A 25605-nucleotide genomic window follows, 5' to 3' on the forward strand; every position below is an offset into this window, starting at 1 on the left:
GCCTCGGCGTACTGGATCATGATCGCGCCCGAACAGCTCCCGACGCACCTCGACGACGATGCGGCCACGGCACCCAACCTGCGGCGGCCGCCGGCGGATCCATATATCGGTCTCGAGATCGAGGGCCGCTATCGCATCGAGCGCAAGCTCGGCGCCGGCGGAATGGGGCGGGTGTACCTCGGCCGGCACCTCCGGACCGGCGCCGCGCTGGCGATCAAGGTGGTCGAGTCTCTCCCAGCCACCAGCGCCGAGCTGCAGACGCGGTGCTTCAATGAGGCCCGCGCCATGATGGAGGTCCGCAGCAGCCACGTCGCGCATGCGATCGACGTGGGGGCTCTGCCGCACGGAGAGCTCTACCTCGTCCTGGAATACCTCCGGGGCGAGGACCTCGAGGCGCTCCTCCGGCGCGAGGGCCCGCTGCCGTGGGCTCGCCTCGGACCGATCGCCCTGCAACTCTGCAGCGGCCTCGGCAGCGCTCACCGCCAGGGCATCATTCACCGCGACATCAAGCCGAGCAATTGCGTCCGCATCACGATCGACGACAACCCCGATCATATCAAGATTATCGACTTCGGCATCGCCCGCGATATGGACGCCCCCACCGGCCCGACGCAGAAAGGCACGGTGATCGGCACACCCGAGTATCTCGCCCCGGAGCTGGTCACCGGTGACGCCAGGGCGGGGATCCGTACCGACATCTATGCGCTCGGCGCGACCCTTTATAAACTATTGACCGGAGTCTCCCCGTTTCGCGGCGACAGCGCCTTCGAGGTCCTGGGTAAACACGTCCACGGCGAGCGGATCCTCCCGAGTCGCGCGGCGCCCCACCTTGCGATCCCAGCGTCCGTCGATGCCATCATCCTCCGCACCCTCGCAGCGAACCCCGGCGACCGCTACGCCAGCACGGACGCGCTGGCGCAGGCCATCTGCGCGACCCTCGGGATCCGCCGCGCCGGAGTCTCGGGCTCTGTGTTCAGCACTCCCGCGACCGTCGTTTTGCCTGCGAATCTTCCGGGTTCCGACCCGCAACCCGGCGCCATCGCGGGTCAGGGCTCGACCGCCGAGACGATCGCACCGCGCGCTGTCGCCAACCGCGTCGTCACGTTGTTATCCACGATCGGTATGTTCGTGGTCGCCACCCAACTGGTGATTCCGGACGACGCCGCGCCAGGCAAGACCGTGACCTCGGCGCCCAAGCCTGGTTCGGCCGAGGCCCCCGCGCGCACCGCACCTGCGAACCCGGGGCCACCCAAACCCGAGTCACCGACCCGCGAGCCCCCGATAGGGGATGCTTTAAAAAATATGCCCCTTGAGGCACCTCCGCCGCGCGCCGAGGCCCCCCCAGAAAATGCACCCAAGGACGTGACCCTTGAGACACCTCCGCCGCGCGCCGAAGCACCGCCGTCAGGCGCGGGCATGCGAGCGCCCACGGGGGCCGAGCCTCCCGTCGTCAGCGAGCCCACCGAGGCGAAGCAAGCCGCTCCACCGCCGGCCCCAGAGACTCAGCAGCCCCCGCCGGCCCCCCAGATGCAGCCGAAGCCGCGCCCCGAGCCGGGCTTCCCCTACACCGCGGCGAGGTCAGAGATCGCCCAGCAGCTCAAGTTCCTGCGGACCACCTGCATGATGCAGGGCGGCCTCGTCACCACCAACGTCAAGTTCCGCGTCGACGTCGCCCCCAACGGCGCACCCGACGTGCGCGTCTACTCCGCCGACCGTGACCTCCGCGCGTGCTTCCGCAAGGCCCTGTCGTTCCCGTTCGGCAAGAGTCCGCGCGGGGGCGCCTTCGTGTACACATTGACGCAGTCGAGCGCCGAGTTCGCGCCCGTGCCGCTCGATCCGGAGAAGGCGGGCAAGCCATGAGCACCGCCCGACTCGCAGCCGCCGGCCTGCGCCGGCAAGCGCTGATCGCCTGCGCCCTGCTCGGGCTGCTTGGCGCGGCGACCGGTGGGTACTTGACCATCCTGAAATTTCGCATGACCTACACGCCGTGCCTCGGCCCGAATGGCGGCTGTCAGGTCGGCGAGATGCGCTGCGAGGACGCCCTGGGCGCGGCCTGGTCGATCGTGGGCGGTCTGCCGATCAGCGCCTGGGGCTCGGCGGCATACCTCTGCATCGCAATGCTGGCGATCGGCCAGCTCGTCCGCCGTGGTTTCCTCGGTGGCTGTGCGGCCTCGTTGCAGTGGGGCCTCTCGCTCGTGGTGGCGCTCGTCAGCCTCGCCTACGCCGCGTACGCGTTCCTGATCCTCCAATCGCCCTGTCCGTTCTGCCTGTCGCTCTACGTCGTCGCGCTGCTGCTCGTGTTGTGCACCGCGGCCGTGCGGCGCGCGGCCGACCCGCGCGAGCAATTCGGCCTGCGCGTCGCGCTCCGCCACCGCCGGGCCTCGCTCATCGACGCTGCCTTCCGCCTCGGCATGCTGCTGACGATCGCCACCGGCCTGCAGTCGCTCGCCTACCACGGCATGCGCCACGCCGTGAGCGTACGCGACGGCTGCCCCGAGCAGGCCGAGCCCTTGCCGGTCGCGCCGATCCGCGTCGGACCTGCCGATGCGCCGGTGATCCTCGCCGCCTATCTCGACATGTCGTGCAGCGCGTGCAAGCGCAAGTTCAAGCAGCTCGCCAGCGCCCTGCGCAACAATCAATTCCCGAAGCCGATCCAGCTGCGAGCCTACCACGCGCCGCGTCACGCCTGCGATCCCGCGGCGTTCCCCGCCGGGTTTGCCCGCTCCGACGATCGCGCCCGCGACGACAACGCCTGCCTGGCCGCGCGCGCCGTCGAGTGCATGGAGAAGCTCCAGCCCGGCGCCGGCTACCGCCTGATCGGCGGCCTGTTCGCATTGCATGACGATCGCCAGGCGGGCGAGCCGCTGTTCTCCGCCGAAAGCGTCGGTAATCGCGCCGTCGACCTCGGCATGGAAATCGATCCGGACGACCGCGACAACCCGCTGTTCCGCTGCATCGACGACGATCGCAACATGCTAGCGACGATCACCGCGCACCAACGGTACGCCGAGGAGCTGAACCTCGCGGTCCCCGCCATCGCCGTGTACGCCGCCCTGAACGGTGAGATCGACCTCGATCGTCCTCCTTACTGGATCTTCGCCAACACCCCGTTCGACGACCTCGGCATGTACATCGAGCTGCAGGCCGCTCCGCCCGCCCGAGCCAAGTAATCCGACCATGTCCGCGCCCCGCGACCCCGCGACCCTCATGATGCTCGTGCTGACCGTCGCCATGGCGGTCGCGGTCGCTGCGGTCGTCTACCTCGTCACCGACGACACCGACCTCACGCTCGCACAGATCCCGTCCCCAGCCCGCGCTGCCGCTCCGACTTGCGACCTCTCGCGCCCGACGACCGCGACCTGTCCCCCGGGACAGTACTGCCGCCTGAACGCCTGCGTCCCCGTGCCACCCGAGGTCCTGTGTGGCGAGGGCGACAGCTGCCGCGACTGCGAGTGCGAGGACGGCCTCGTCTGTCACAACCTGCGCTGCGTCTCGCCGGCCAGCGTCGACCGCGCACCGCTCGTCTGCGAGGAGAACCAGGCCCTCGCGGACGCGGTCAAGACGCTCGCGCTCAAGTGCTCGACCCGCAAAACGACCGTCGCCGACATCGTCTCCGCCGGCGCCTGCACCACCGCCGAGTGGGAGCAGCTCGCGCTCGAGGACGAGAAGTTCGACCTCATTCTGTCGGCCTTCCCCGACCGCTTCGCCGTCCACTTCCCGAGCGGCCAGCCGCAAGTGAAGCGCAAGGACTGGCCGCCGCCCGAGGTCCTCGATCACTACCTCCACCAGGTGCGACGATTCGCCGGCCCGCTGCGCGAGGCCAAGCAGATCTTCGTCATCGGTCGCGCCAGCCCTGACGGCGACGCCGAGGCCAACCACTGGCTGGCGCTGGCGCGGATCAAGTTCGTCGAGAACCTGCTCGACCTCGTGCTCTACGAGGGCATCCCCGAGACCGAGCGCGACAAGCGGCGCGTGCGGATCCGTTCGTTCGGCCTGCCCACTACCCGGACGATCGAGCCCGCTCGCTATCGCCAGACCTATTTGACGGATCCCAGCGGACGGCCGCCGAAGGTCGATCCGCTCGTCACCGCCGATCCTGCCAGCGCGCGTGAGCTCCGTGCCGCGCTCGACGGGGCCATCGATCTTCAGGACCGCACCACGCCGGCCTGGCAGGCGCTGTTCTCGGCCGTCAACCGCGTCGTCTTCGTGATCCCGATCCCCTGCCTCGGCGACGAGTACAGGCCGCCTATCTCCGTCGACCCCGCCGAGGCCGTGCCGTGACCGAAAGAAGCGCGCGCCTGTTCGCCCAGATCACGTGTGTGCTCGCCATGGCCAGCATCCTCGCCGCCGCGGTCGTGGGCGTGCGCTGGCGTCACGAGCGCGACACCTTCGTGCGCCGGCTCGCGGGCGCGTGCGAGCGGGAGCCGTGACGTGACCACCGAGCGCACCCGCCTGTTCCTCGGATGGACCGCGATCAACCTCGTGTTCACGGGGCTGGGTCTTATCATCACAGTGTGGCTGATGGGCCGCCGGGCCGACCAGCACCAGCAATTCGTGCGATTGTTGGCAGAGCGACAGAACGCCTGCGCTCCCGTCGCCGGCACCGAGGAGCCGGCGACGCCCGAGCCCGCGCACGTGCCGCCGCCGCGTCAAGATCCGGTAAAGTCCGGCTATCTCGGCGCCTCGGGCATGGACATCTCGCCGGCGATGCGCCTCAACCTCGAGGCGCTGCCCCCGGGCGAGGCCGGCAAGCTCCCGCTCGACAACCTGCGTCTCGGCTCGCCGCAGGTGCTGCCGCCGCGGACGATCCACGTCGTCAACCTGTGGGCCACCTGGTGCGATCCGTGCCTCGCCGAGTTGCCCGAATTCAAGTCGATGTTCACTCGCCACCGCGAGTGGGACGACGTCCGCTTCGTGCCGATCCAGATCAAGGACCACACCGATCCGCTTCGATCCTACCATGATTATGCCGGCGTCATGCCGCCCGCGCCGATCCGTCTCGCCGATCGCACGATGAGCGACGCCCTCGCCTCGACGCTGGCCGAGGGCGACGACGGCGGCCTCTACCGCGGCAACCTACCGGTCACGCTGGTCCTCGACTGCAACCGCCGGGTCCGCTGGGCCAAGTTCGAGCAGCTCGGCGAGGCGGACTTCGCGGCGCTCGAGCCCTTGATCGACCAGCTCCGCGCCGAACTCGCGGACACCCGCCCGGGAGCCTGGTGCACCCAGGAATGGCCCGGAAACGGCCGCTGCGAGGCGCTCGAGCGCACCGCGGCACATCACAGCTTCGAGGACTGCGGCCCGCTGCGCCGGCGCAGCGGCGATCTCCCAGGCACCGCAGAAGTCGTCGAGCCCGCCGAGCCCGTCGCCGTCCCATCGCCGCCCGAGATCCTGCCGACCACGTGCCCGCCGAAGACCCGGCTCCGCAATGGCAAGTGCTCCCGGCTGCAGAAACTCCCCGAGCTGCAGGTGACCGCGCCCGCGTCCTCACCCATGTGCGGCAACGGCGTCTGCGACCCCCACGAGAGCCGGAGCACCTGCTGCCAGGACTGCCCATGCGCCGATCGGTTCGTATGCAAGAGCCTGCGCCCCAGTGAGCCGCCCCGCTGCCGCGCGGCCCTGCAGCCCTGAGCATGGTTGCACGCCGCAGTCGCGCACCCGAACGCGGCCGCAAGGATCGGTCGCGCGTGACGCGTTCCTCTCGAGGGTCGGCGACTCAAAATCTGCCCGAGAGCACGATGCCGGTGTGACCCGGGCCGGCGCTGGGATCGACGCGAATTGCCCGAGCTCCGCCCGGGCCGAGGTGCTTGCGCTGGACGATCAGCCCCGTCACCGCGCCTGCGAGCAGACCGACGCCGAGCCCGCGCAAGGTCGCCCCGAGGGCCGGCAACGCCGAATGGCGGTGCTCCCTCCAATGTTCGGACCAACCCGCGAGCGTGCCCTCCGGATTCGTGTTGTCGCGACTGAACGGGATCGAGCCCCGGACTACCATCACCTCGCCCAGGATGAGGCCCACGCCGCCGACCGCCGCCAGGGCGCTCCACGCGATCATCCGCTGGCGCGCATCGTTCGCGCGCCACACGAGCGCGCTCGCGGCCAGCCCAGCGCCCGCGCCGAGGAGCGTCGAGCCGACGTTGCGCACCACGAACGCGCTGGCAAATCGGCGCCGGCAGTCGGCGAGCGTCGGATCGTCGCACGCCTTGACCCGCTGGCCGTGGATCATCCCCACGCCGCCGCCGATGAGCCCGAGCCCGACCGCTGCCATTGCACCACCGCCAATGTAGAGCCCGCGCGCGGTGCCCTTCACGACCTCGGGCGGCACCATGCGCGCTTGCGGCGGCTCGGGTCGCACGACGGGAGCCAGCACCGGTCGCAGCGAGATCGCCAGCGGCGCCGACCCGACCGCGACCTGCTGCTCCGCGGATTGATAGCTGGAACCCTCGACCCGCACGCTCCACGCGCCGGGATCGAGCTCGAGCTTCAGCGACTGCCGCGGGTTCGGCAGCGGAAACGAGAGCTCGGGTCGCAAGTCCGCGGGGCTGCTGGAGACGTGCCGCGCGACCACGGTGACGGTCTGCGGGCCTTCGAGCGGCAGCGTGACCGTCACGGTCACCGGCGTCACCTTGCGGGCCGCCTCCGCGAGCTGCTCCTCGCCCTGCTTGCGATCGTCGGGCCCGATGTCCGTACGCCCGAGGTACTCGCGCACGTAGGCGACCGCGTGCGCGAAATGACCGGCGGCATCGCGGCTCGCGGCGGCGTTGAACAGGATCGACGGCTCGTCGGGGTAATCGCGCCGCAGCGCCTCGAACTCGAGCGCAGCTTCGACGTAGCGGCCGCCCTCGAAGAATTCGGCCGCCCGCGCGGTCCGCTCGGCCCTGTCGCTCGATGCGACCGGCCTGGTCGTCTCGGCGGGCGCGCCCGCGTTCGTCGCCGTGGGGCCCGCTGGCGCCACGAGCAGCAACATCATCATGGAGACGCAGAGAGACGACATGCCGGCGAGCGGGAACGTAGCCGAAAGGCCCGTCCGACGCCAGTCTGTTGCAGGGCCCGCGTCCTGCGCGAGAACGGCGTTCAACGCCGGTATAAAGCCCGCGCGGCATCCGACGTCCGGGGGCAACACGATGTCCATCGGCACGCTCCGCGCGGCCCATCACGGCGCGAAACTCCCTCGTGACCTTTGGACCGAGCGCTGATTTAGAGCTTGATCGTCTCAGCACGTTTCGATGGGTGCGAGGCAAGCACGCTCTCGACGCAGCGCCCGGTGACCGGCCTTGCAGTATCGAAGCGAACGACCGCTTGCATGACCGCGACGGACGGGCAATGCTGGCGTCAGCATGTCACCCCCCGGGAGGGTGACGGCCGTGGTGAGTCGCTCCCGGCGGCCATCGCGCCGCCCGCGCAGAGGAGGGGTTCATGAGCAGCGTGTCGGTCAATCCGCCCAAGACTCCCGTCACCGACGGGAGCAGTGGGATCGCGGCAGCGACGATTCCTAACGTATGCAAGATGCCCGGGCCACCGGCGCCGTTCGTGCCGACGCCGCTGCCCAACATCGGGAAGAGCGACAGCTCGCCCGCCGGCTATTCGAAGGGCGTGACGATCGAGGGGAACAAGGTCGCCATCAAGGGCGCGACGTTCAAGTCGATGGGCGATGTAGCGAGCCGGGGGACGGGTGGCGGACTCGTCTCGAACAACGTCGAGGGCCCGACGAGCTTCGTCGGTCCGGGCTCGATGGACGTGAAGATCGAGGGGAAGAACGTCCATCTGCTGTCGGACCCGATGCTCAACAATGGTGGACCGAGCGGGACGCCGGCGAACGCGGCGACGATGACCGGCGTGATCCAGATGTGCGGCGCGATCACCTCCGTCCACGGCAAGGAGATGTGCGCGCTCTGCGGGGAGGAGCACGGAAAGGACCGCGAGCTGGCGGATACCCCGGATCTGCGGGGCGCGCTGCGAGGCTTCTACAAGGCTCTGCCCGGCAATGTCCCGGGCGCGACGCTCAGCAACAAGCTGCGGCAGTCGACCATGATCGGGGTCGCTTGCTGTGCGGACGGCGTCCACTTCGTCGCGAATTCCAACAAGCCCAGGGCCGACGTCCGAGACCAGGCGACGAAGCAGGGCTGGGTTCACGCGCCCGGCACGATCGACGATGATGCCGTCCTGGAGGTCGCGCGGAAGGCGAAGAATGTTACCCCCGAGAAATGGGAGCGCGTCATCTCCCAGGCGTCTTGGCGGTTCGACGAGTCGACGAAGGACAGGACCATTCCGAGCGCGAACGCCCCGGGACAGTGCGCCGGCACCAGGGTGATCGTGCTCCTCCTCGTCAGCGGCGCGGTGCCGCAGGCGCTGTCCGAGATCTGGTACTCACCCCAAGGAAACAGCACCGGCGGCAAGATGGCGCACTGGCAGGAGATTCGCCCGGGCCGCCAGCGCCTCACGGCGCGGCAGTTCGGCCCCGGCGAGCACGTGCCTCCCTGTGCGACCTGTGCCATCGTCCTACCCGCTCTGATGTGCTGTGTAGACAAGAAGGAGCCCTGTGCTGGACATAAACCCCGAACCTGGCCTTGAAGCGCTGCTGCTGCGCCTGATCCCGACTCTGGGTGCCGAATGGAGCGGCGTCCAGGATTTCGAGCGCGAAGCCATCGAGCGCCTCGCCGGCAGACCCCTCCCAGACTTCTATCACTGGTTTCTCGCCAGGATGGGAGCCAGCATGGGGGCGGCTGAATTCGGACGAATCGACTTTTCCGCCGCCCGGGTACTGCGCACTCCGAGACCCGAGGGGCTCGACGCCCGCTATTTTCCGATCGGGTACCAGGACGACCCCGACGAATACTATTACTGCTACGACCTCGAATCACCGGTGCGTGGCGACGCCGGGATCGTCATGGTGGATGCCGACGGAGACGTCGTGGCCAGGATGTACGAGACGTTCCGCGAGATGATCTCGTTCGGCAACTTTCTCCAATTCCGGCTGCCCCGGACGGCGCAGCGGTGTGACGGCTGGCTGGAAGTCTCGGGCGGCAAGACGGTCAGGACGGAGCTTGCCCCGGTGCTCACGGCGCGCGGTTTTAGCGAGCCGGTCGCAACGGGTCCTTACGTCGGGATCTTTGATCGCGACGACGCGGCGCTCGTGTGCAAGACCAGGAATCCGGCGAACCCGCTGGGCGTCGAGCACTTCACGCTCGGGGGACCGAGCGTCGCCGCGCTCCGGCGAATCCTCGGAGAGGTTACGATACGGTCGTCCATCGAGGTGAAGGTCCATTCATGGCGCCCCCCCGTTGGGGCCGCCTGAGGCGCCGACTGTCGCCAGGAGCTGCTCGCCGGCACGGAGTGACCCCGGCCGAGGTCACCCCTGCGACGTAGCACCGCCGAATCGCACCAGCGCACAAGGGCCACGTGGTGGATATCCCGCCAGTACAGATTGTACTCTCGCAACACCCGTCGCCCGCCGACAAGACCCAGAGGTCGAAGCGTATGAGCCGCTGCTGCTCTTGCGCGCCGAGCAGGTGGGCGCCGCTGGCTCGGAGCTCGAGCTCGTCGCGCCCGTCGGCCGCCTGCGCTGACCCACGGCGCGAGCGGCAGTCACAGGATGCTCACGCCCCGTGCACGAATCGACAGGCCCGCGGCCGCTCAGTGGAAGGGTAAGCGTCCGGCGAGCTGCGTTCCCAGTTGAGCTGTCGTTCGGCCTCGGCCGCGTGATGTTCGCGAAACATTCGAGCGAGGCGTAGCCCTGTGACAGACTCTGGGACGAAGCCGGAACGACGCAGATAACCGCAGAACAAACCGAGCATCTTCAACCCCCCGCGCATTTTCGAGAATTCAGGGCTGCGCTGTCTTTGGCGCGGGGTTTGCTGAGGCTTAGAATTTGTTCCACTCAGTACTGCGCCGTCTGTCACAGGTGATTCATTCTAATCACCTGTGCTCTCTTCGCTTTTTGGGCTTTCCCTTGCATGCGTGAGGGCGCGTCCGAGGAGCCCGTGACGGATCCGCGCCGTTGAGTAGCTCGGGGCTATGGCTCCTGTGCGCCGTGGTGCTCGGAGGCAACCATGCGTGGCGACCTTACCTCGATGCCGGGTGACTCGCCCAACTCTGCCAACCTCTGGAGGAAGTCACGCGCCACACGCCAGCACGAGCGAGCAACTATCGCACGGCTCGCGTGGCGGAGCCCCTGGCGTAGCCGTTGGTGACGACCTGGCCCAAGAGCCGCGTCCTCGAGCTGGCTCCCGCCCGCATATTCAAGGAGTGGGGCCTCGGCGGCGCCATGGTCGTGATCACCGGCTTCCTGTTCGTCTACCACGTGCTCGGCTACATCGCCGCCTGAGCCGCCGGCGCGCCGCTCGCTGCGCCGCGCCGTCGACCTCCGCAGCTGGACGCCGCTCGCGCCGTCGTCGGCCCTGTCGGGCCGCCCGCTCCCCTGACGCGTCCTTGACTCGGCGCTCCCCGGAGAAACCGGCATGACGCCACGGGTGGCATTACCCTGTGTCGTCGACGCGAGGTCGGGATGACGACCAGCGACCATTCCCTCAGCGAGAGACAGCCGGCGCGCACGAGGCTCGAGCCCGCGAGCCGCTGGCCGCTCTCCGTCAGCGTCGCGGCGGCGGCCGTGCTCCTCGCCCTCGCGCTGGCTGGCCCACTCGGCGGCATCTTCTTCTCCGTGCCGCTCGCGGTGCTGTCCCTGTCCGCCCAGGTCACGGGCGCCGCACCCGCCCTGGTCTCCACCGCACTGGTGACCATGGGCCTCGGCGCGTGGATGCTGTCCGCGGCCGGCGAACCGAGCCGCGAAGAGGCCCTGCAGCTCGTCGCGTTCCTGGTCGCGGGCTCGGTCATCGGCGTCGTGTCCGGCTCGCTGCGCGCGGGCCGGGCGCGTGACGTCGAGGCGCGGATCGCCGCCGCCCGCGCCGCCGAGGAGGCCGAGCGCCGGGCCTCCGAGACCCGTGTGACGCTCGAGGCGCTGCGCGCGAGCGAGGTGAAATTCCAGCAGCTCGCCGACGCAATGCCCCAGATCGTCTGGGCGTGCCAGCCCGACGGCATCGTCTATTGGTACAACCGCCGGTGGTACGAACTCACCGGCATCCCCGAGGGGCACGTCGACGACGCCAGCTGGCTGCTCGTCCTCCACCCCGACGATCGCCAGCGCTGCCTCGACGTCTGGTACGAGTCGATCCGCACCGGCCAGCCCTACCAGGTCGAGTACCGCTTCAAGTCCCCCCCCACGGGCGAGTACCGGTGGTTCCTCGCCCGCGCGCTGGCCGTGCGCGACGAGGCCGGCCGGATCGTCCGCTGGTACGGCACCTCGACCGACATCCACGACGCCAAGCTCACCGAGGCGGCCCTGCGCGCCAGCGAGGAACGCCACCGCGCCCTCGCCGAGGCCCTGCAGGAAGCCGACCGCCGCAAGGACGACTTCCTCGCCACGCTCTCGCACGAGCTGCGCAACCCGCTGGCGCCGATCAAAAACAGCCTCTTCATCCTCTCGCGCGCGGCCCCGGGGAGCGAGCGAGCCCGCCGCGCCGAGCAAGTGATCGAGCGGCAGATCGAGCACATGACGCGGCTCGTCGACGACCTGCTCGACGTCACCCGGATCTCCCGGCGGAAGATCCAGCTGCGGCGCACGGCGGTGGAGATGAACGAGCTTGTCCGGCGCACTGTCGAGGATCATCGCTCGGTATTCGAGCGCAACGGCGTCTCGCTCGAGCTCGTCCCCGCCGACGGGCCCGCATGGGTCGACGGCGATCCCACGCGGCTGTCGCAGATCGTCGGCAACCTGCTGCAGAACGCGGCCAAGTTCACCGGCCCCGGCGGCTGGGCCAGGGCTTCCGTCGAGGCCCGCGAGGCCGACGTGCTCGTCCACATCCGCGACAACGGGATCGGCATCGAGCCCGACATGCTGCCCCGCCTCTTCAACCCCTTCATCCAGGCGGACACCACCCTCGATCGCAGCCGCGGCGGCCTCGGCCTCGGCCTCGCGCTGGTGCGGGGCCTGGTCGAGCTGCACGGCGGCGACGTCCGGGCCGCGAGCGAAGGGACCGACAGCGGCTCCGAGTTCACGGTGCGCCTCCCCGCGATCGCGCCGCCCGCGAGCGACGTCCCGACCTGCCACCCAACGCAACACGCCTCCCAGGAACGGATCCTCGTCATCGAGGACAACCTCGACGCCGCCGAGACCCTGAAGGACGCCCTCGAGCTCGTCGACCACGAGGTCTGCCTGGCTCACTCGGGGCCCGAGGGGCTCGCCAAGATGCGAGCGCTCCGGCCCGACGTGGTCATCTGCGACATCGGCCTGCCGGGGATGGACGGCTACGAGGTGGCGCGAGCCATCCGCGCCGACCCGGCCCAGCGCTCGACGCGGCTGGTCGCGCTCACCGGCTACGCCTCGCCCCAAGATCTCCAGCGAGCCAGGGAAGCCGGCTTCGATTGCCACCTCGGCAAGCCGCCCGACCTCGACGCGCTGCTGCAGATGCTCCACGAGCTCATGCTCGCCAAGTCATCCGGCTGACGGCTCGTGGCACACCGCCGAGGTCCGATCGGGACCCGTGGCCCCGTCGACAGTCTCAACCTCGCCGCCTGCCAAGACCTGGGAGGCCCGTATGCACGACGCCGAGACGAGCGCGCGCAAGTGCCTCGAGGCTGCAGGGGCCGACCCTCGCCGCGTGGTCGTGACTCTCGCGCCCGGCGAGCCTGTCGAGTTCAGCGTCCCGTCCGACTCGCCGCAAGCGCGGTGTGTCCGCGAGGCACTCGCGCTGCTCAGAGGCCGCACCGGTCCAGCCGCTCGAGCCGCAGGCAGGCGGACCTGACGTCGGTGCACTGCTGCCAGTGACGGGTCGCCCACCCGCAGCCCAATCGACCACGTCGGCACCTCGTCCGGGTCGCGGGCTCGCCATCGCGGGAGGCACGGTCTTCAGCGTCGGCCTCGGTTTCATCGGCGCCAGCGGCTACCGGGGATCACGCCGTAGTCGCAGGCGGGGTCCAGGTCGACGCGATGGTCGCCGTCGCCACCGAGCTCGGCGCCGGGTACCTCAGGACGTAGCGGACCTCCATCTGCCCCTCGTGCGCGCCCGCCTCGTGGACCGCGATCACGTTCGGGTGCGACAGCTGTGCCATCAGCTTCGCCTCGCGCAGCAGCCGGGCGCGCAGCAGCTCGCGCCGCGGCGCCGCGTCGGTGCGCAGCGGCTTGATCGCCACCTTGCGATCGAGGTGCTCGTCGTACGCCGCGTACACGACTCCCGCCCGCGCCGAGGTGCCCGCAGCCCCGCCGTTGTTACAGCGTTCCCGGGCGCCGCCCGGGCGCGACATCGAGCGCCGCGGGCGCCGCCGGCTCAAGGCTTGAGCACGACCTTGATGCAGCCGTCCTGCTTGTCGCGGAACGTCTTGTAGGCGTTCGGCGCCTCGTCGAGCGGCAGGCGGTGGGTGATGACGAACGACGGGTCGATAGCGCCGCTCTCGATCTTCTCGAGCAGCGGACGGAGGTAGCGCTGCATGTGCGTCTGGCCCATGCGCATCGTCAGGCCCTTGTTCATCGCCGCGCCGAACGGGACCTTGTCGAGCAGGCCGACGTACACGCCGGGGATCGAGAGGGTGCCGGTCTTGCGGCAGCACATGGGATCACCACGCGGTGACCAGCGGGCCCGGCAGCGCCCGCGCAAAAGGCTGCCGGAGGTCGCCGGACGGCCTCGCAGCGGCGAGCCGCCCCGCCGCGCGCCGTCACGCGCCGCGCTCGCGCGCGACGCGGCGGGGGCACCGCCGTGGCATCCGTCGACCCATTACGCATTGACATCCGGCGTGCGGGGATCAGCTTTGTCGCGTGCAACGATCGACCATTCTCCAGCCCGGTGTGGAGGCCCCCGATTTCACGCTCAAGGCGACGCCGGATCAGACCGTCTCGCTGTCCGACTTCCGCGGCCGGCCGGTCGTCCTCGCGTTCTACCCGGCCGACTGGAGCCCGGTCTGCGGCGATCAGATGAGCGTCTACAACCAGATCCTCGACGAGTTCCGCACCCACGACGCGCAACTGCTCGCAATCTCGACCGACGGCGTGTGGTGCCACCTCGCGTTCGCCCGCGACCGCCGGCTCGGCTTCCCTTTGCTCGCCGACTTCGAGCCCAAGGGGGCGGTCGGCCGGACGTACGGCGCCTACGACGACAGGGAAGGGGTCTGCGAGCGGGCGCTGTTCGTGATCGACGGCGATGGGCGGATCGCGTGGAGCTACCTGTCGCCGAGCGGCGTCAACCCCGGCGCCGACGGGATCCTCGCGGCGCTCGAGCGGCTGCGTCCGGGCGAGCCGCCCCAGACGCGACCCCGACAACAACACGAGACACACCCATGAGCACGCTCAAGCCAACCCTCGACCCCGACGATCACCTGCGCGGGCCGTTGTCGGCGCCGATCCAACTGGTCGAGTTCGGCGATTACGAATGTCCGTACTGCGGCCAAGCCCACCGGACCATTGCGGCGCTGAGGGCCGCGCTCGGCGACCGATTGTGCTTCGCGTTCCGCCACTTCCCGCTGGTCGGCGCGCACCCCCACGCCGAGCTCGCCGCCCAGGCCGCCGAGGCTGCGGGCGCGCAGGGGAAGTTCTGGGACATGCATGATCTGCTGTACGGAGACCAGCGCGCGCTGAGCCTGCCGCACCTCGAGCGACACGCGCGCGCGCTCGGGCTCGACATGGAACGCTTCGCCGACGATCTGCGCTCCCACCGTCACCTCGGCAAGATCCGCGCCCATGTTCATAGCGGGGCGATCAGCGGGGTCGGCGGGACGCCGACGTTCTTCATCAACGGGCGCCGACACGACGGCGCGCACGACTTCGACTCGCTGCTCGCGGCGCTGACGATGGACCCGACCGAGCGCCTCCAGGCGCACGGGTGACGAGACGGCGATTGGCTCGGACCGAGCCGCAGGTCGGCCCGGGGTCGCCGGTGTCGGAACACGGGTCGAATCCCCACAGCCGCCTTTGAGGCGCCGCCGCAGCTGTTCGCGCTACTCCTCGCTGATGGGCGCACACGGCCAGGGCGGCGAGGGCCCGGGAGCTCCGGCGCGAGCGCCGCACTTGAACATCCCCAGGCTACTCCAGCGTCACCTTGATTGATCGCCTCCTCGTCCTTGACAGCCCTGGACATTGGGGCGCTACCGCTGATGGCCGGCGACCGGCCGGCGTCCAGGACCGTGGCATACCAGTCTTCGGGCTTGCCCGACGTGACGTTGTCCTGGTCGATCTGCAGCCGCGTGATCTTCTCGCAGATCGCGGTCGCCCTCCCGCAACTACAGGTGGGGCTTGAGACAGACCTTGGTCCAGCCGTGGTCGCGCCGGTCGAAGTGCTTGTATGCCTCCGGCGCGGACGAAAGCGGCAGCTCGTGCGAGACCACGAAAGACGGCAGCGCCTTGCCGGACGTGACGAGCCGGAGGAGCTGGCGGTTGTACGCCTTCACATTGGTCTGGCCGGTCGCCATGGACTGGCCCTTGAACCAGTACATGCCGTAGTCGAAGACGAGCTTCCCCTGCTTGCCCAGCTCGTCCTGGGCCCCCGGATCTTCCGGAACGAAGACCCCGACCACGCCGATCCCGCCGGTGAACTTCACCGAGTGGACGAGGTTGTTCAGCGTGATGTTGGCCTGCTCGTTGCCCGCCGCGTCCTGCGCCTGGTAGCCGACGCACTCGCAGCCGCTGTCGGCGCCCCTGCCTCTGGTGAGCTTCAGGACCTCCTCGACTGGATCGACCTTGGAGAAGTCGATCGGGATCGCGCCGATCTTCTCGGCTAGCGCGAGCCGGTCGGAGTGACGATCGACGACCATGATCTTGCTGGCGCCCTTGATGACCGCCGAGTACGCCGCCATCAGGCCTACCGGCCCGGCACCATAGATGACGACGGAGTCCCCGGGCCGCATCCGCGCCAGCTCGGTCGCATGATAACCGGTCGGGAAAATGTCGGCGAGCATGACGTAGTCGATCTGCCGCTCCGGCGCGTCCTCCGGCAATCGCAGGCAGTTGAAGTCGCCGAACGGCACGCGCAGATACTCGGCCTGCCCGCCATTATACGGCCCCATGCCCGCGAAGCCGAGCGCCGCCCCTGCGGTGTGCGGGTCGGTGGTGTTGGTGACGAGGCAGTACCCGGTGAGGCCGCGCTCGCAGTTCGCACACGCGCCGCACGAGACGTTGAACGGCACGCACACCCAGTCGCCCTTCTTCAGCTTCCAGACGTTCTTGCCGACCTCGATCACCTCGCCGACGTTCTCGTGCCCGAGGACCCGCCCCTCCTCGAGCGTCGTCCGGCCTTCGTACATGTGCAGGTCGGAGCCGCAAATGTTGGTAGTGTGGACCTTGATGATGACGTCTTTCGGATCCTCAATCTTGGGATCGGGCACGTTCTGCACCTTGACGTCGCGTGGGCCGCGGTATACGAGCGCTTTCATGGCTTCTCCTGTGGTGTACCCGGGCACTCTGGTCCAGGCGGGTCTGGGCGCCAGCGCGGCGTCCTCCCGTATCGCCGCGCAAAATCGTACGCGCGGCTCGGCGGGACTCTGGATGGTGCGCACGGCCGTTCCGCGCGCGCCGTCGTCGACAGAGCCGCGCGTCGGCAAATAAGCGCAGTCGCTCTCCCCGCTGCGCCGTCTTCCCGCCGGGATACGTCATGACGCGCCCCCGGGCGAATATGCACACCACTGCTCATCACTGCCTCGAGTGGCGCGGCCTTTCAATGCGCAGGCAGCGCCGGCGCGGCGATGTTCCTTCGCTCCTGTCCGATTGTAGCGGGCGCCGTTGTCGACACCGCCGCGACCGGGGTGCCGTCGCGTCGCTCGGCGAAGCCGGGGGAGCCGCGTGCGTGCGCGCCGGTCAACTGGGTCATCCGGATCGACAAGGCGTACAGCGAAGTCGACTTCACGGCATCGGCGACGGACCTCCTCAGCGGAGCGGCGATCAACGACCGCGGAGGCCCATGGGTGATCGACGCGGGCGATGCCGCGGACGCGCTGGATCCGGCGGGCCCGAGCTCGCGCCGCCACGGAACTGTCCGCGGAGGAGACGGCGTTTCCGCCTCGACAGCGGAGCCGGAACGCTCGCTAGCGCAAGAATCTGTCACAGGTCGGGACCTGTGACAGACTCTGGGACGAAACCGGAACGACGCAGATAACCGCAGAACAAACCGAGCATCAGCAACCCCCCGCGCATTTTCGAGAATTCAGGGCTGCGCTGTCCTTGGCGCGGGGTTTGCTAAAGCTTAGAACTTGTTCCACAGCTACTGCTCCGACCTTCCCTGAGCGGGTCTGGGCCGCAGTCCCGCCAGGGGCTTCGTCCCGACCTGGAGCGTCTCCCCGACGTCTCCCCGACACAGGTCGACGCCCGCGATCCGTGGGGACTCGCGGGCGTTCGATTAGAGCGCTAATTTGTAAATCAGGACGCGGACTTGGGGCGAAAGGCGAGTGCGATCAAAGAGTTGGCAAATCCGCGTAGTTACTGCTTCGAACAGTGAGAGCAGGAGGAAGTCGATCGAAGATTCCGAGCACCGACGATTGCTCGGAATCTTGTCTCCCGATCGGATCACCCCGACTCCTCGGTCCTGGCCTTTGGGACATCCAGTCGCTCTTCGCCCGTCAGTCTCGGTGCGAAGGGGACCGGCTCACCCCAGCGGCGCCGTCTTGGGCGCGAAGTGGGCGCGAGCGTCTTCGATCGCCTGAGCGGCCTGATTGGCGAGTGCCGGGAAGCGCTCGCGGTAGGCGGCGAGCGCCGCGGTCAGCTGGCCGCGGCGGATCAGCGCGAGGAGGTCGTCCGGCATGCGCGGACGCTTGCGATCGCGGCCGTAGAGCGCGTCGTACTCGGCCGTGCGCTGGGCGATGTGCTGGGTCCGCGCGCGGCGATTTTCTTGCGTGCGACGCTCCTGTTCGGCGAGGCGCTCGGCGATCTGACGCGCCAGCGAACCGTAAGCGGCGAACGCCTCCCGCTTCGCCGCGCTCTGCAGCTCAGGCACGTGATAGACGTGCTCGATCAGGCGGCAGCTCAGCGAGATTGGCAGCCCGCGGCCGGACTTCGCCAGCTCGATCACGAGCTTCTGCCGAATGGCCGTAGCGTCGAGCTCGTATCCGGTGAAGCGATCGAGCCGCGCGAGGGCGGCCGGATCTCCGCCCAGCGCGTCATCGAGGAGCCGCTGGAGCGCGGGGAGATCGGCGGGCAACGGGGCTGCCGCGGCCTCGGCCCGCAGCCGCCGCTCCTGCAGCGCGGCGGCCTTCCTCTGCACCGCCGTGTCGCCCGCGAGCTCCGGCAGCGCGGCGGCGGCCAGCACCAGCGCGTCGATCTGCCCGGGGTCGGGTCGGCCGCCCAGGACGTCGTGCAGGGCGACGAGCGCTGGCGCCGAGGCGGCGTCCCCGGCGGCGACTCGCCGCTCGAGCTCCGGAATCGCAACCTCGCCGATCCAGTGCAGCTGCGACCCCGCGGCGTTGACCGCCCGCTGCTGCGCCGCCACCAGCTCGCGGATCCACGCGGCGAGCCCGGCGAAGTCACCGGCGTCGAGCAGCTCGCGCGTGCGCGCGGCCGTGCGCTTCGGGTCGGCGTCGGCCCAGATGTGAGTGAAGCGGCCGGACGGGTGGCTATACACCGCTCCGTGAGTCGCGTCGGCGAGCGCCGCCGTCCAGCTGTCGAAGTCGTCGTACGTGTCGTCGCTCAGCCGGCCGTCGGCGCGGATCACCGCGACGACCCGCTCTGCCCACTCGGGTTCGGGCAGCGGATCGGTATCCTCGAGGTCGGTCCACGACAGCGACATGCCGCCGAAGCTGCCCGACCGGCGGCGGGCGTTCCACTTGAGCCACTCGGTTCGCTTGCGCAGGAAACGCTCGGGGGACTGCGTGCAGAGGATCGTGAAGTCGATCGACACGCGCGAAGGTAACACGGCCGCGGGCCACGGCGTCGCCAAGGCCCGGGTCCGTGCCGTCTCCGGCCGGGCGGATCGCCGATGACTCGTATCGCCGGATCAGGCGCCGTCTACCGGTTCGAGGTAGAAACGTGCCGCCGCCGTGCGGCCCGGCGGCCCTCGATCAACCAGGGCCAGGTTTTCCCTCGACGCCGTTCCGTCGCTTGCGATCGCGTCGGCGTCGCATCGTGCGCCAGCCGACGAGCGTGGCCAGCAGCGCCACGCTGAAGGGGTCTGGGTTGTCGTCTTGAGCGCAGTCGCAGCCATTGCTGCGGCAGATGGACTGCGACCACTTGCGATGGAGCTCACCGAGGTGCGCGACGCAGTCGCCCGAGAGCACCGCGTCGATCGCATCCTCCTTCCGGAGCGGCGGCACCTTGTAATAGCAGCCCGGATCGACCGTCCCGTCGGCTCGCACCGCGCTCGGCGAGTCATAAGATTCGTCGCCCCAGCCCACCACGATGAGCATCGAATCGCTGTCGAGCTCGCCGTACTCGGTGACGACGATCTCGTCCCCGACCTTCGCATTGACTCCGCCGTGTACGGCGTCGACCCGGGCAGTGAACGTATACTCGGCGCCCTCCGCCAGGTACGTGGCTTCGATCACGCCGACCGCGTCGTCCTGACCGTTGCAGAAGCAAGCCTCGGCCTTGGTACTGAAGCAATAGCTCGGCTGGATCCGCCCGGCTTCCGCCGCCGAGATGCCGCACTCGTCGAGCCAGCGCCGCAGCTCGGCGTCGGCCGCGATCTCGTGGATCCACCCCAGATTGCGGCTCGCGGCCACCCGCGCGACCAGGGCAGCGTGTCCGGTCGACTCGATCAGGTGGGCTACTGCGCAACGCGTGCCGTGACCATCGACGAACACCGGCACGCGGTGACCGGGGACGCAGTGGTTGTGCGGGAACCGCCCCGCGGCGGCGTAGCGCTCGAGCTCCGCGATCAGCCGCGCCCGGGCCTGCCGCTGCGCGTCGCTCAGTTCCGAAACGTCGCGCGCGCGCAGCTCGGCCATCACCTCGCGGAAATGGGCGCGCAGGCGTACGCGCTCGCCACGCTGGAAAGCCGTGCGCCGAGCGGCACGAGAGCGGGCGGGTCGACGATGCGGGGCGGACGAAGACAGCGACGACGAGAGCATGGAGGCCTCGATGTCATCGTACCCGATCCAGCGCCCGGGAAGCTCGAGATCTGCATGCACGGCGAGCTCGTGCCGAGGCCGGGAGAGGGCGGATCGAGACCGGGCTCGGCAACAGTGGCCCGGATGCAACCCTCGCCGACGAGGGAGCGTCTCACCGCGGCAATGGTGCGTCGGCTTCGCGCCGTCTCTCACGTCACCGCGGTACGCCGAGGATCCAGCCGGTCGGCTCGGAGGGCGGCGCGAGCAATTCGGCGCGCATGCGTTCGGGCTCGTCCAGCACCGCGTCGCGCATCGCCAGGACCTGCCGCGCGTCCTTGATCGCCACACCAGAGTAGCGGCTGCTGAGAAAATCGCCGAGTGTCGGCCAGATCTCTGCGACCACGAGGGCGTCCTCGCGGTCGACCGCCTCGAATGGCCACAGGCGGCCGCGCGGGCCGGCGAGGCGCAGCACGCGGGCGACAGCCGGCAGGCCGAGCAACGCCTGCGAGCCGACCGAGCCAGCGCCGAGCAGCTTCCACGCGGATTGAATGTTGCGCCTGCGGTCGCGCAGCATCCGCTCGACCGGGCGGTACTCGGCGACGCCGGTCTCACGCGGCTTTTTGACGGTAACGTCGGCGGTGGCCTGCGCGGCCGGTACGCCCCAGAACGGGCCTTGCGCGCGACCGGTGCGCTGACGGATCTGCCGATTGAGCGCCGCGGCGACGGCGAAGCGATTGCTGGTCCCGTCAGGCCGGTCGACGATCTGCGCCGCGATGGTCTCGACCAGCGCACGGCCTTCGGGGAGCACTGGCCGGTCATCCTCGGCGCGCGGGTAGCCGATCGGGAAGTCGAAGCCGATCAGCGCCCCGCCGGGGTGCTCGCGCAACAGCGCCTCGACCTGGTCCATGCAGTCGCCGCGCGTTCTGCAGTACACCGGTGGCGGGCGCATGGCCTGTCCACGGCGGCCCCATGCGAGCCAGCAGCGGTCCGGTGACTCCTTGGCCGGGCCTCTCGTCGAGGACGCGGACCAATCGATCATGATCACGAGCTGCTGTGACATCAGGCGCCGCGATCATCGCACGACTCGCTCGGCACGTCGCGCGAGGGATGCACGAAGTCTCCGACACCAAATCACCGGTCGCCGGTCACTTGCCGGGCCGCGTTCGCGCGTCGCCGGGGGCGTCAGGCGCGACCAGCGTTGACGCCCCCACCTCGGCGCGGACATCATCGGCCGGTGTCGTCCCGGCGCACGTACTTCTGGAAGCCCCGAGGCGACGCGCGGGTCGTCGCCAGCGAGGGCGATCGGGTGACTCTCGAGGTCGTGCTCGCCAGCTACGGCGAGGGCGCCGACTCGTGGGACCTCGACTGCTTCAACGCGCTCGAGTTCGTCGCCCTCCAGTGCATCGTCGGGTTCTGGACCGACGCCAAGTGGACCGTCGCTAGCAAAAGGCCACACACAACGCCGACGCTGATCACCGCGGTCGAAGGCCACGCACACGCAGCGGAGCTCGACCGGCTCGCACAGGTGTCGCGCCCGCGACGCGAGCACGCGAGCGATGACGACTGGTGGGAGTTCAGCGAGGCCGCCCCACGCATCGTCCGCGAGGTCGAGCTCTCTCGCATCGGCGGGGTCCACCGGCTCCTGCGCCTCCGCGCCGCCGACCCGACCTGGATCGCACACATGGCTCCGCTGGGTGACTGGTGCCTCGGCTGACCCCGTGAGCGCCTGCGCGGGCGCAGGGACCTTACGGCTCGCTCCCATCGCGCGCCGATGCCCTCGCCGGCGCGCGATGGACCCGCCTCATCCATATCATGCACCGAGGTCATTCGCCTCGCCGACGAGGGCCTGCGATTCATCTGACTGGTGAGCGTCGAAGCGCACGTCTGCATTTGCAGACGGCACGCGCGAAACGAAAAAGGAGAGCGACTCGCGTCTCTCTCCATGTCCAGGTTATATCAGACACGGGGGCTTGCAGCAAGCCCCCGTGCATGCCGCAGAGTCCTCGGCCATGACGACGACGAAGCAGGCAGTGGTGATCGCCGGGAACCAGTCGACGGGTCTGACGCGGACCGATGTGCTTGGCCTCGAGGAGGTCGATCGAACGAAGGCCAAAGTGGTCGGGGGGAAAGGCGCGAACCTGGGGGAGCTCGCCAGGCTCGCCGGCATTCGCGTGCCCGCCGGCTTTTGCGTCACGACCGAGGCCTTTCAGCGGATCGTCGGAGACGCGCCGCCGATCGGAGCGTTGCTCGATCGACTGTCGTCGCTCGCGGCGAGCGACCGGGACACGATCCGGGAGCTCAGCGGCGAGCTGCGGCGAATCATCGAAGCGACGGCCATCCCTGACGACCTGCGAGACGCGATCAGCCAGGCGCTCTCCAGGCTCGGCGCGGACGATGCCTACGCAGTACGGTCGAGCGCGACCGCGGAGGACCTGCCGGGAGCGTCCTTCGCGGGCCAGCAGGACACGTTCCTGAACGTCCGCGGGGCGCAGGCGATCGTGACGCACGTGCGCCGCTGCTGGGCGTCGCTCTTCACCGAGCGGGCGGTGTCCTACCGGATCCAGCACGGCTTCGACCACCGCAAGGTCCACATGGCGGTGGTGGTGCAGAAGATGGTCTCTCCGCAGGCGGCGGGGATCCTGTTCACCGCCGATCCAGTCACGTCGAATCGCAAGGTGACGTCGATCGACGCCGGCTTCGGCCTGGGAGAGGCGCTGGTCGCCGGTCTGACGCGCGCCGACAGCTACAAGCTGCGGGACGGCCGGATCATCGAGAAGACGATCGCCACCAAGACGCTGGCGACGTACGCCCTGGACGAGGGCGGCACCGAGGAACGGCCGCTCGACCCCGAACGGCAGCGCGGACAGGTGCTGACGGAGGCCCAGATGCTGCAGCTGGAGCGCCTGGGTCGGCAGATCGAAAGGCACTTCGGCCACCCCCAGGACATCGAATGGTGCCTCGTCGAGGACGAGTTCCACATCGTCCAGAGCCGGCCGATCACCACGCTGTACCCCATCCCCGAAGGCGGCGAACGAGCCAACCGTGTCTACATTTCGGTCGGCCACCAACAGATGATGACCGACGCCATGAAGCCCCTGGGGCTGTCCGTGTTCCAGCTGGCCGCGGGCGGGCCCATGCACCCGGCGGGTGGCAGGTTGTTCGTCGATCCCGCGAAGCAGCTGGCTTCCCCGGCCACCCGGGACGCCTTCCTGGACATGCTCGGGCGCACCCATCCGCTCATGAGAGACGCCCTCCAGACCCTCATCGAGCGGGGCGACTTCATCCAAACGCTGCCCGACGACGCCACGCCCTCGCCGCCCGGCCAGGGCAGCCAAGTCTTGGCGCTCGCGGGCTCCGGTGCGCAAATCGACGACGATCCTGCCATCGTCGCGGAGCTGATCGAGCGCAGCCGGGCCGCGCTCGCGGCGCTGAAGCGCGACATCCGAACCAAGGCCGGGACTGCGCTGTTCGACTTCATCGTCGAGGACATCCAGCAATGGAAGAAGTCGATGCTCGAGCCGCGGAGCATGGGCGCGATCATGGCGGGCATGAACGCCTCGGCGTGGTTGAACGAGAAGATGTCGACGTGGCTGGGCGAGAAGAACGTCGCGGATACGCTGTCCCAGTCCGTGGCGAACAACATCACCTCGGAGATGGGCCTGGCGCTGCTGGACGTCGCCGACGCGATCCGCCCGTATCCGGAGGTGATCGCTCGATTGCAGCGCGTGAAGCACGAGGACTTCCTGGACGAGTTGGTCGCGCTCGACGGCGGGCAGGAGGCCCGGGACGCCATCCGGGCTTACCTCGACAAGTACGGCATGCGGTGCGCGGGGGAGATCGACATCACGAGGGCCCGCTGGAGCGAGAAGCCGACCGCCCTGGTGCCCTTGATCCTGAGCAACATCAAGAACTTCACCCCGGGCGCCGGGGCGCGGAAGTTCGCCCAGGGGCGGCAGGAGGCCCTGCAGCAGGCGCAAGCTCTGTTGGACAGGTCGAGGCGGCTGCCGGATGGCGAGCACAAGGCCGGCGAAGCCCAGCGGATGATCGATCGCCTGCGGAACTTCGCCGGGTATCGCGAGTATCCGAAGTACGACCTCGTCAATCGCTACTTCGTCTACAAGCAGGCGTTGAAGCGAGAGGCCGAGCGGCTCGTGCAGGCAGGCGTGATCTTCGACGCCGATGACATCCACTACCTCACCTTCGGCGAGCTCCGCGAGGTCGTGCGCACGCATCAGCTGGACGGCCAGATCGTCGGCGACCGCAAGGCCGAGCACGAGCTCCACGAGAAGCTGACGCCACCGCGCGTCATCACGTCCGAGGGAGAGATCGTGGCAGGTGCGTACAAACGCGACCATTTGCCCGCCGGCGCCATCGTCGGGCAAGCGGTGTCCTCGGGCGTCGTCGAGGGGCGGGCCCGCGTCCTCGCGGACATGGCCGATGCCCATATGGAGGAGGGCGACATCCTGGTCACCACCTTCACCGATCCCAGCTGGACGCCGTTGTTCGTGTCGATCAAAGGCCTGGTGGCCGAGGTGGGCGGCCTGATGACCCACGGCGCGGTGATCGCCCGGGAATACGGCCTGCCGGCCGTCGTCGGCGTGGAGCATGCGACCCGGCTGATCCGCGACGGGCAACGCATCCGCGTGCACGGGACGGACGGGTACGTCGAGATCCTGACGTGACAGAGGTACGTGCCCTCCCCTGCCGCCGAACGGCGTCGGGCTGACCGCGGCCACGAGCGACCGGCACTGTGCCAGGCCGTGCCGGCACTGTGCCACGGAAAGGACGAGCGGCGGTTTGCGGTCGCGGCAGGCGAATCACGGCACAGCGACCTCGTGAGGCGTACGCGAACGCATGCGGCGAGTGGCACGCGGTTTGCTGAGCATGCTGTGGGCGCGAGCTCCGGGATGGACCCGGCCGCGACCCCCGGAGTCTTTGCCATGCATCTGTCCCGTCGTCTGCTTTGTTTGTCCGTCCCCGCGATCCTCCTCGGCGCTGCCGCTCCCCTGCAGGCGTTTCAGCTCGATCCGGGTTTTAAAATCTATTCCGTGTACGAGCTGACCGTCAGCGACGGGATCGTCAGTCACTCGGCCGCGACCTTGTCGGCCAAGACCGCCTTCTCGGGCTACCTCGGCGGCAAGGAGCACTGGAGCTTGCCCGCCAGCTTCCTCGCCGCAATCGACGCCGCCTCGCCGGGTGCGACCCTGCGCATCGACGGCTCGGCTGGCTCCCAGCCGCTGCCGTCGGGCGCGGTGCCGGGCTTCCCGGTCGCGGGCGCCCTGGCCGAGTTCACCATGCCCGCTTACCTCTCCAGCTGGATGTGGACCCCCGTCAACGTCGCGCCACCCGCCGCCTTCTACCGCTCCACCAGCAACTCCGACAACCTCGGCATCGCCTTCGACCTGTCCCCGCCCACCGGCACCCAGACCTACTGGACCGGCAGCATCACCTGGTACGTGCTCTCCGACGCCGTGCCCTCCGGGTACCCGATCGCCGCCGGCTCCGACACGACCTTCACCCTGCGCAATGCCCCGGCGCCGGCCCGCGATCACGCCTGGTACAGCGTCACCCTGACGCCCACCACGCTGTGAGCGTCGC

Annotated in this window: 21 protein-coding genes and 1 pseudogene; 14 read left to right on the forward strand and 8 right to left on the reverse strand. The window is 69.3% G+C overall.

Annotation, left to right across the window (positions count from 1 at the left end; genetic code table 11):
* The first annotated feature begins 18 nt into the window (after positions 1 to 18).
* The 5 genes from OV090_RS07455 to OV090_RS07475 are packed head-to-tail and all read left to right on the forward strand — an operon-like array spanning position 19 to position 5631.
* Positions 19 to 1860, forward strand: coding sequence for a serine/threonine-protein kinase (locus OV090_RS07455; protein WP_267702810.1), 1842 nt, complete (start codon positions 19 to 21; stop codon positions 1858 to 1860).
* Entirely contained in the window at positions 1857 to 3170 is a 1314-nt protein-coding gene (locus OV090_RS07460; protein WP_267702811.1) for a vitamin K epoxide reductase family protein, read from the forward strand. Before OV090_RS07455 ends, OV090_RS07460 begins: the two co-directional genes overlap by 4 nt.
* Positions 3171 to 3177: 7 nt before the next feature.
* Entirely contained in the window at positions 3178 to 4281 is a 1104-nt protein-coding gene (locus OV090_RS07465) for a hypothetical protein (protein ID WP_267702812.1), read from the forward strand.
* The gene (locus tag OV090_RS07470) at positions 4278 to 4430 is read left to right on the forward strand and encodes a hypothetical protein (RefSeq protein WP_267702813.1); all 153 of its coding nucleotides are present in this window, start codon (positions 4278 to 4280) and stop codon (positions 4428 to 4430) included. The genes OV090_RS07465 and OV090_RS07470 overlap by 4 nt, the downstream gene beginning before the upstream one ends.
* 1 nt (position 4431) lies before the next feature.
* Positions 4432 to 5631 carry a hypothetical protein gene (locus tag OV090_RS07475; protein ID WP_267702814.1) on the forward strand — a complete coding sequence of 400 codons (1200 nt, stop codon included), beginning with the start codon at positions 4432 to 4434 and terminating at the stop codon, positions 5629 to 5631.
* A gap of 85 nt (positions 5632 to 5716) precedes the next feature.
* On the opposite strand, the gene OV090_RS07480 is transcribed toward OV090_RS07475, so the two are convergent.
* Positions 5717 to 7129 carry a hypothetical protein gene (locus OV090_RS07480; protein WP_267702815.1) on the reverse strand — a complete coding sequence of 471 codons (1413 nt, stop codon included), beginning with the start codon at positions 7127 to 7129 and terminating at the stop codon, positions 5717 to 5719.
* Positions 7130 to 7413: 284 nt separating this feature from the next.
* Between OV090_RS07480 and OV090_RS07485 the strand changes: the two genes are divergently transcribed.
* The 4 genes from OV090_RS07485 (at position 7414) to OV090_RS07500 (ending at position 12496) form a co-directional block, all read left to right on the forward strand.
* A complete protein-coding gene (locus tag OV090_RS07485) occupies positions 7414 to 8568 on the forward strand; it encodes a PAAR-like domain-containing protein (RefSeq protein ID WP_267702816.1) in 1155 nt (384 codons plus the stop codon).
* Positions 8537 to 9292, forward strand: a complete 756-nt coding sequence (locus OV090_RS07490) for an SMI1/KNR4 family protein (RefSeq protein WP_267702817.1) — start codon at positions 8537 to 8539, stop codon at positions 9290 to 9292. The genes OV090_RS07485 and OV090_RS07490 overlap by 32 nt, the downstream gene beginning before the upstream one ends.
* An 891-nt stretch (positions 9293 to 10183) precedes the next feature.
* Positions 10184 to 10321: a hypothetical protein gene (locus OV090_RS07495; RefSeq protein ID WP_267702818.1), complete on the forward strand. Its 138-nt coding sequence runs from the start codon at positions 10184 to 10186 to the stop codon at positions 10319 to 10321.
* A 180-nt stretch (positions 10322 to 10501) separates the two neighbouring features.
* A complete protein-coding gene (locus tag OV090_RS07500) occupies positions 10502 to 12496 on the forward strand; it encodes an ATP-binding protein (protein WP_267702819.1) in 1995 nt (664 codons plus the stop codon).
* A gap of 446 nt (positions 12497 to 12942) precedes the next feature.
* On the opposite strand, the gene OV090_RS07505 is transcribed toward OV090_RS07500, so the two are convergent.
* The gene (locus OV090_RS07505) at positions 12943 to 13218 is read right to left on the reverse strand and encodes a hypothetical protein (protein WP_267702820.1); all 276 of its coding nucleotides are present in this window, start codon (positions 13216 to 13218) and stop codon (positions 12943 to 12945) included.
* A gap of 98 nt (positions 13219 to 13316) precedes the next feature.
* Positions 13317 to 13598, reverse strand: a pseudogene (locus tag OV090_RS07510) (glutathione-dependent formaldehyde dehydrogenase); the annotation flags it as partial.
* 203 nt (positions 13599 to 13801) lie between these two features.
* On the opposite strand from OV090_RS07510, the gene OV090_RS07515 reads away from it, so the two are divergent.
* Together OV090_RS07515 and OV090_RS07520 are read left to right on the forward strand one after the other, a co-directional pair.
* Positions 13802 to 14323, forward strand: coding sequence for a redoxin domain-containing protein (locus OV090_RS07515; RefSeq protein WP_267702822.1), 522 nt, complete (start codon positions 13802 to 13804; stop codon positions 14321 to 14323).
* A complete protein-coding gene (locus OV090_RS07520; protein ID WP_267702823.1) occupies positions 14320 to 14865 on the forward strand; it encodes a thioredoxin domain-containing protein in 546 nt (181 codons plus the stop codon). The genes OV090_RS07515 and OV090_RS07520 overlap by 4 nt, the downstream gene beginning before the upstream one ends.
* A 393-nt stretch (positions 14866 to 15258) precedes the next feature.
* Here OV090_RS07520 and OV090_RS07525 read toward each other — a convergent pair whose 3' ends face one another.
* The 5 genes from OV090_RS07525 to OV090_RS07545 all read right to left on the reverse strand — a co-directional run bounded on the left by OV090_RS07525 (position 15259) and on the right by OV090_RS07545 (position 20956).
* Positions 15259 to 16407 carry a glutathione-independent formaldehyde dehydrogenase gene (locus OV090_RS07525; RefSeq protein WP_267702824.1) on the reverse strand — a complete coding sequence of 383 codons (1149 nt, stop codon included), beginning with the start codon at positions 16405 to 16407 and terminating at the stop codon, positions 15259 to 15261.
* A 281-nt stretch (positions 16408 to 16688) separates the two neighbouring features.
* Positions 16689 to 16877 carry a hypothetical protein gene (locus tag OV090_RS07530; protein WP_267702825.1) on the reverse strand — a complete coding sequence of 63 codons (189 nt, stop codon included), beginning with the start codon at positions 16875 to 16877 and terminating at the stop codon, positions 16689 to 16691.
* A gap of 735 nt (positions 16878 to 17612) precedes the next feature.
* On the reverse strand, positions 17613 to 18860 hold the full coding sequence (locus OV090_RS07535) for a hypothetical protein (protein WP_267702826.1): 1248 nt from the start codon (positions 18858 to 18860) through the stop codon (positions 17613 to 17615).
* 160 nt (positions 18861 to 19020) lie between these two features.
* Positions 19021 to 20088 (reverse strand): hypothetical protein, encoded by a 1068-nt coding sequence (locus OV090_RS07540; protein ID WP_267702827.1) that lies wholly within the window; start codon positions 20086 to 20088, stop codon positions 19021 to 19023.
* A gap of 133 nt (positions 20089 to 20221) precedes the next feature.
* Entirely contained in the window at positions 20222 to 20956 is a 735-nt protein-coding gene (locus tag OV090_RS07545) for a hypothetical protein (protein WP_267702828.1), read from the reverse strand.
* Between the two features lie 285 nt (positions 20957 to 21241).
* Between OV090_RS07545 and OV090_RS07550 the strand changes: the two genes are divergently transcribed.
* From OV090_RS07550 to OV090_RS07560, 3 genes are all read left to right on the forward strand, one after another.
* On the forward strand, positions 21242 to 21721 hold the full coding sequence (locus tag OV090_RS07550) for a hypothetical protein (protein WP_267702829.1): 480 nt from the start codon (positions 21242 to 21244) through the stop codon (positions 21719 to 21721).
* A 295-nt stretch (positions 21722 to 22016) separates the two neighbouring features.
* The gene (gene rph, locus OV090_RS07555; RefSeq protein WP_267702830.1) at positions 22017 to 24689 is read left to right on the forward strand and encodes a rifamycin-inactivating phosphotransferase; all 2673 of its coding nucleotides are present in this window, start codon (positions 22017 to 22019) and stop codon (positions 24687 to 24689) included.
* Between the two features lie 258 nt (positions 24690 to 24947).
* Positions 24948 to 25598: a hypothetical protein gene (locus OV090_RS07560; RefSeq protein ID WP_267702831.1), complete on the forward strand. Its 651-nt coding sequence runs from the start codon at positions 24948 to 24950 to the stop codon at positions 25596 to 25598.
* Positions 25599 to 25605 lie beyond the last annotated feature (7 nt).

The organism is Nannocystis sp. RBIL2, from assembly GCF_026626745.1.
Taxonomy (GTDB): domain Bacteria; phylum Myxococcota_A; class Polyangia; order Nannocystales; family Nannocystaceae; genus Nannocystis.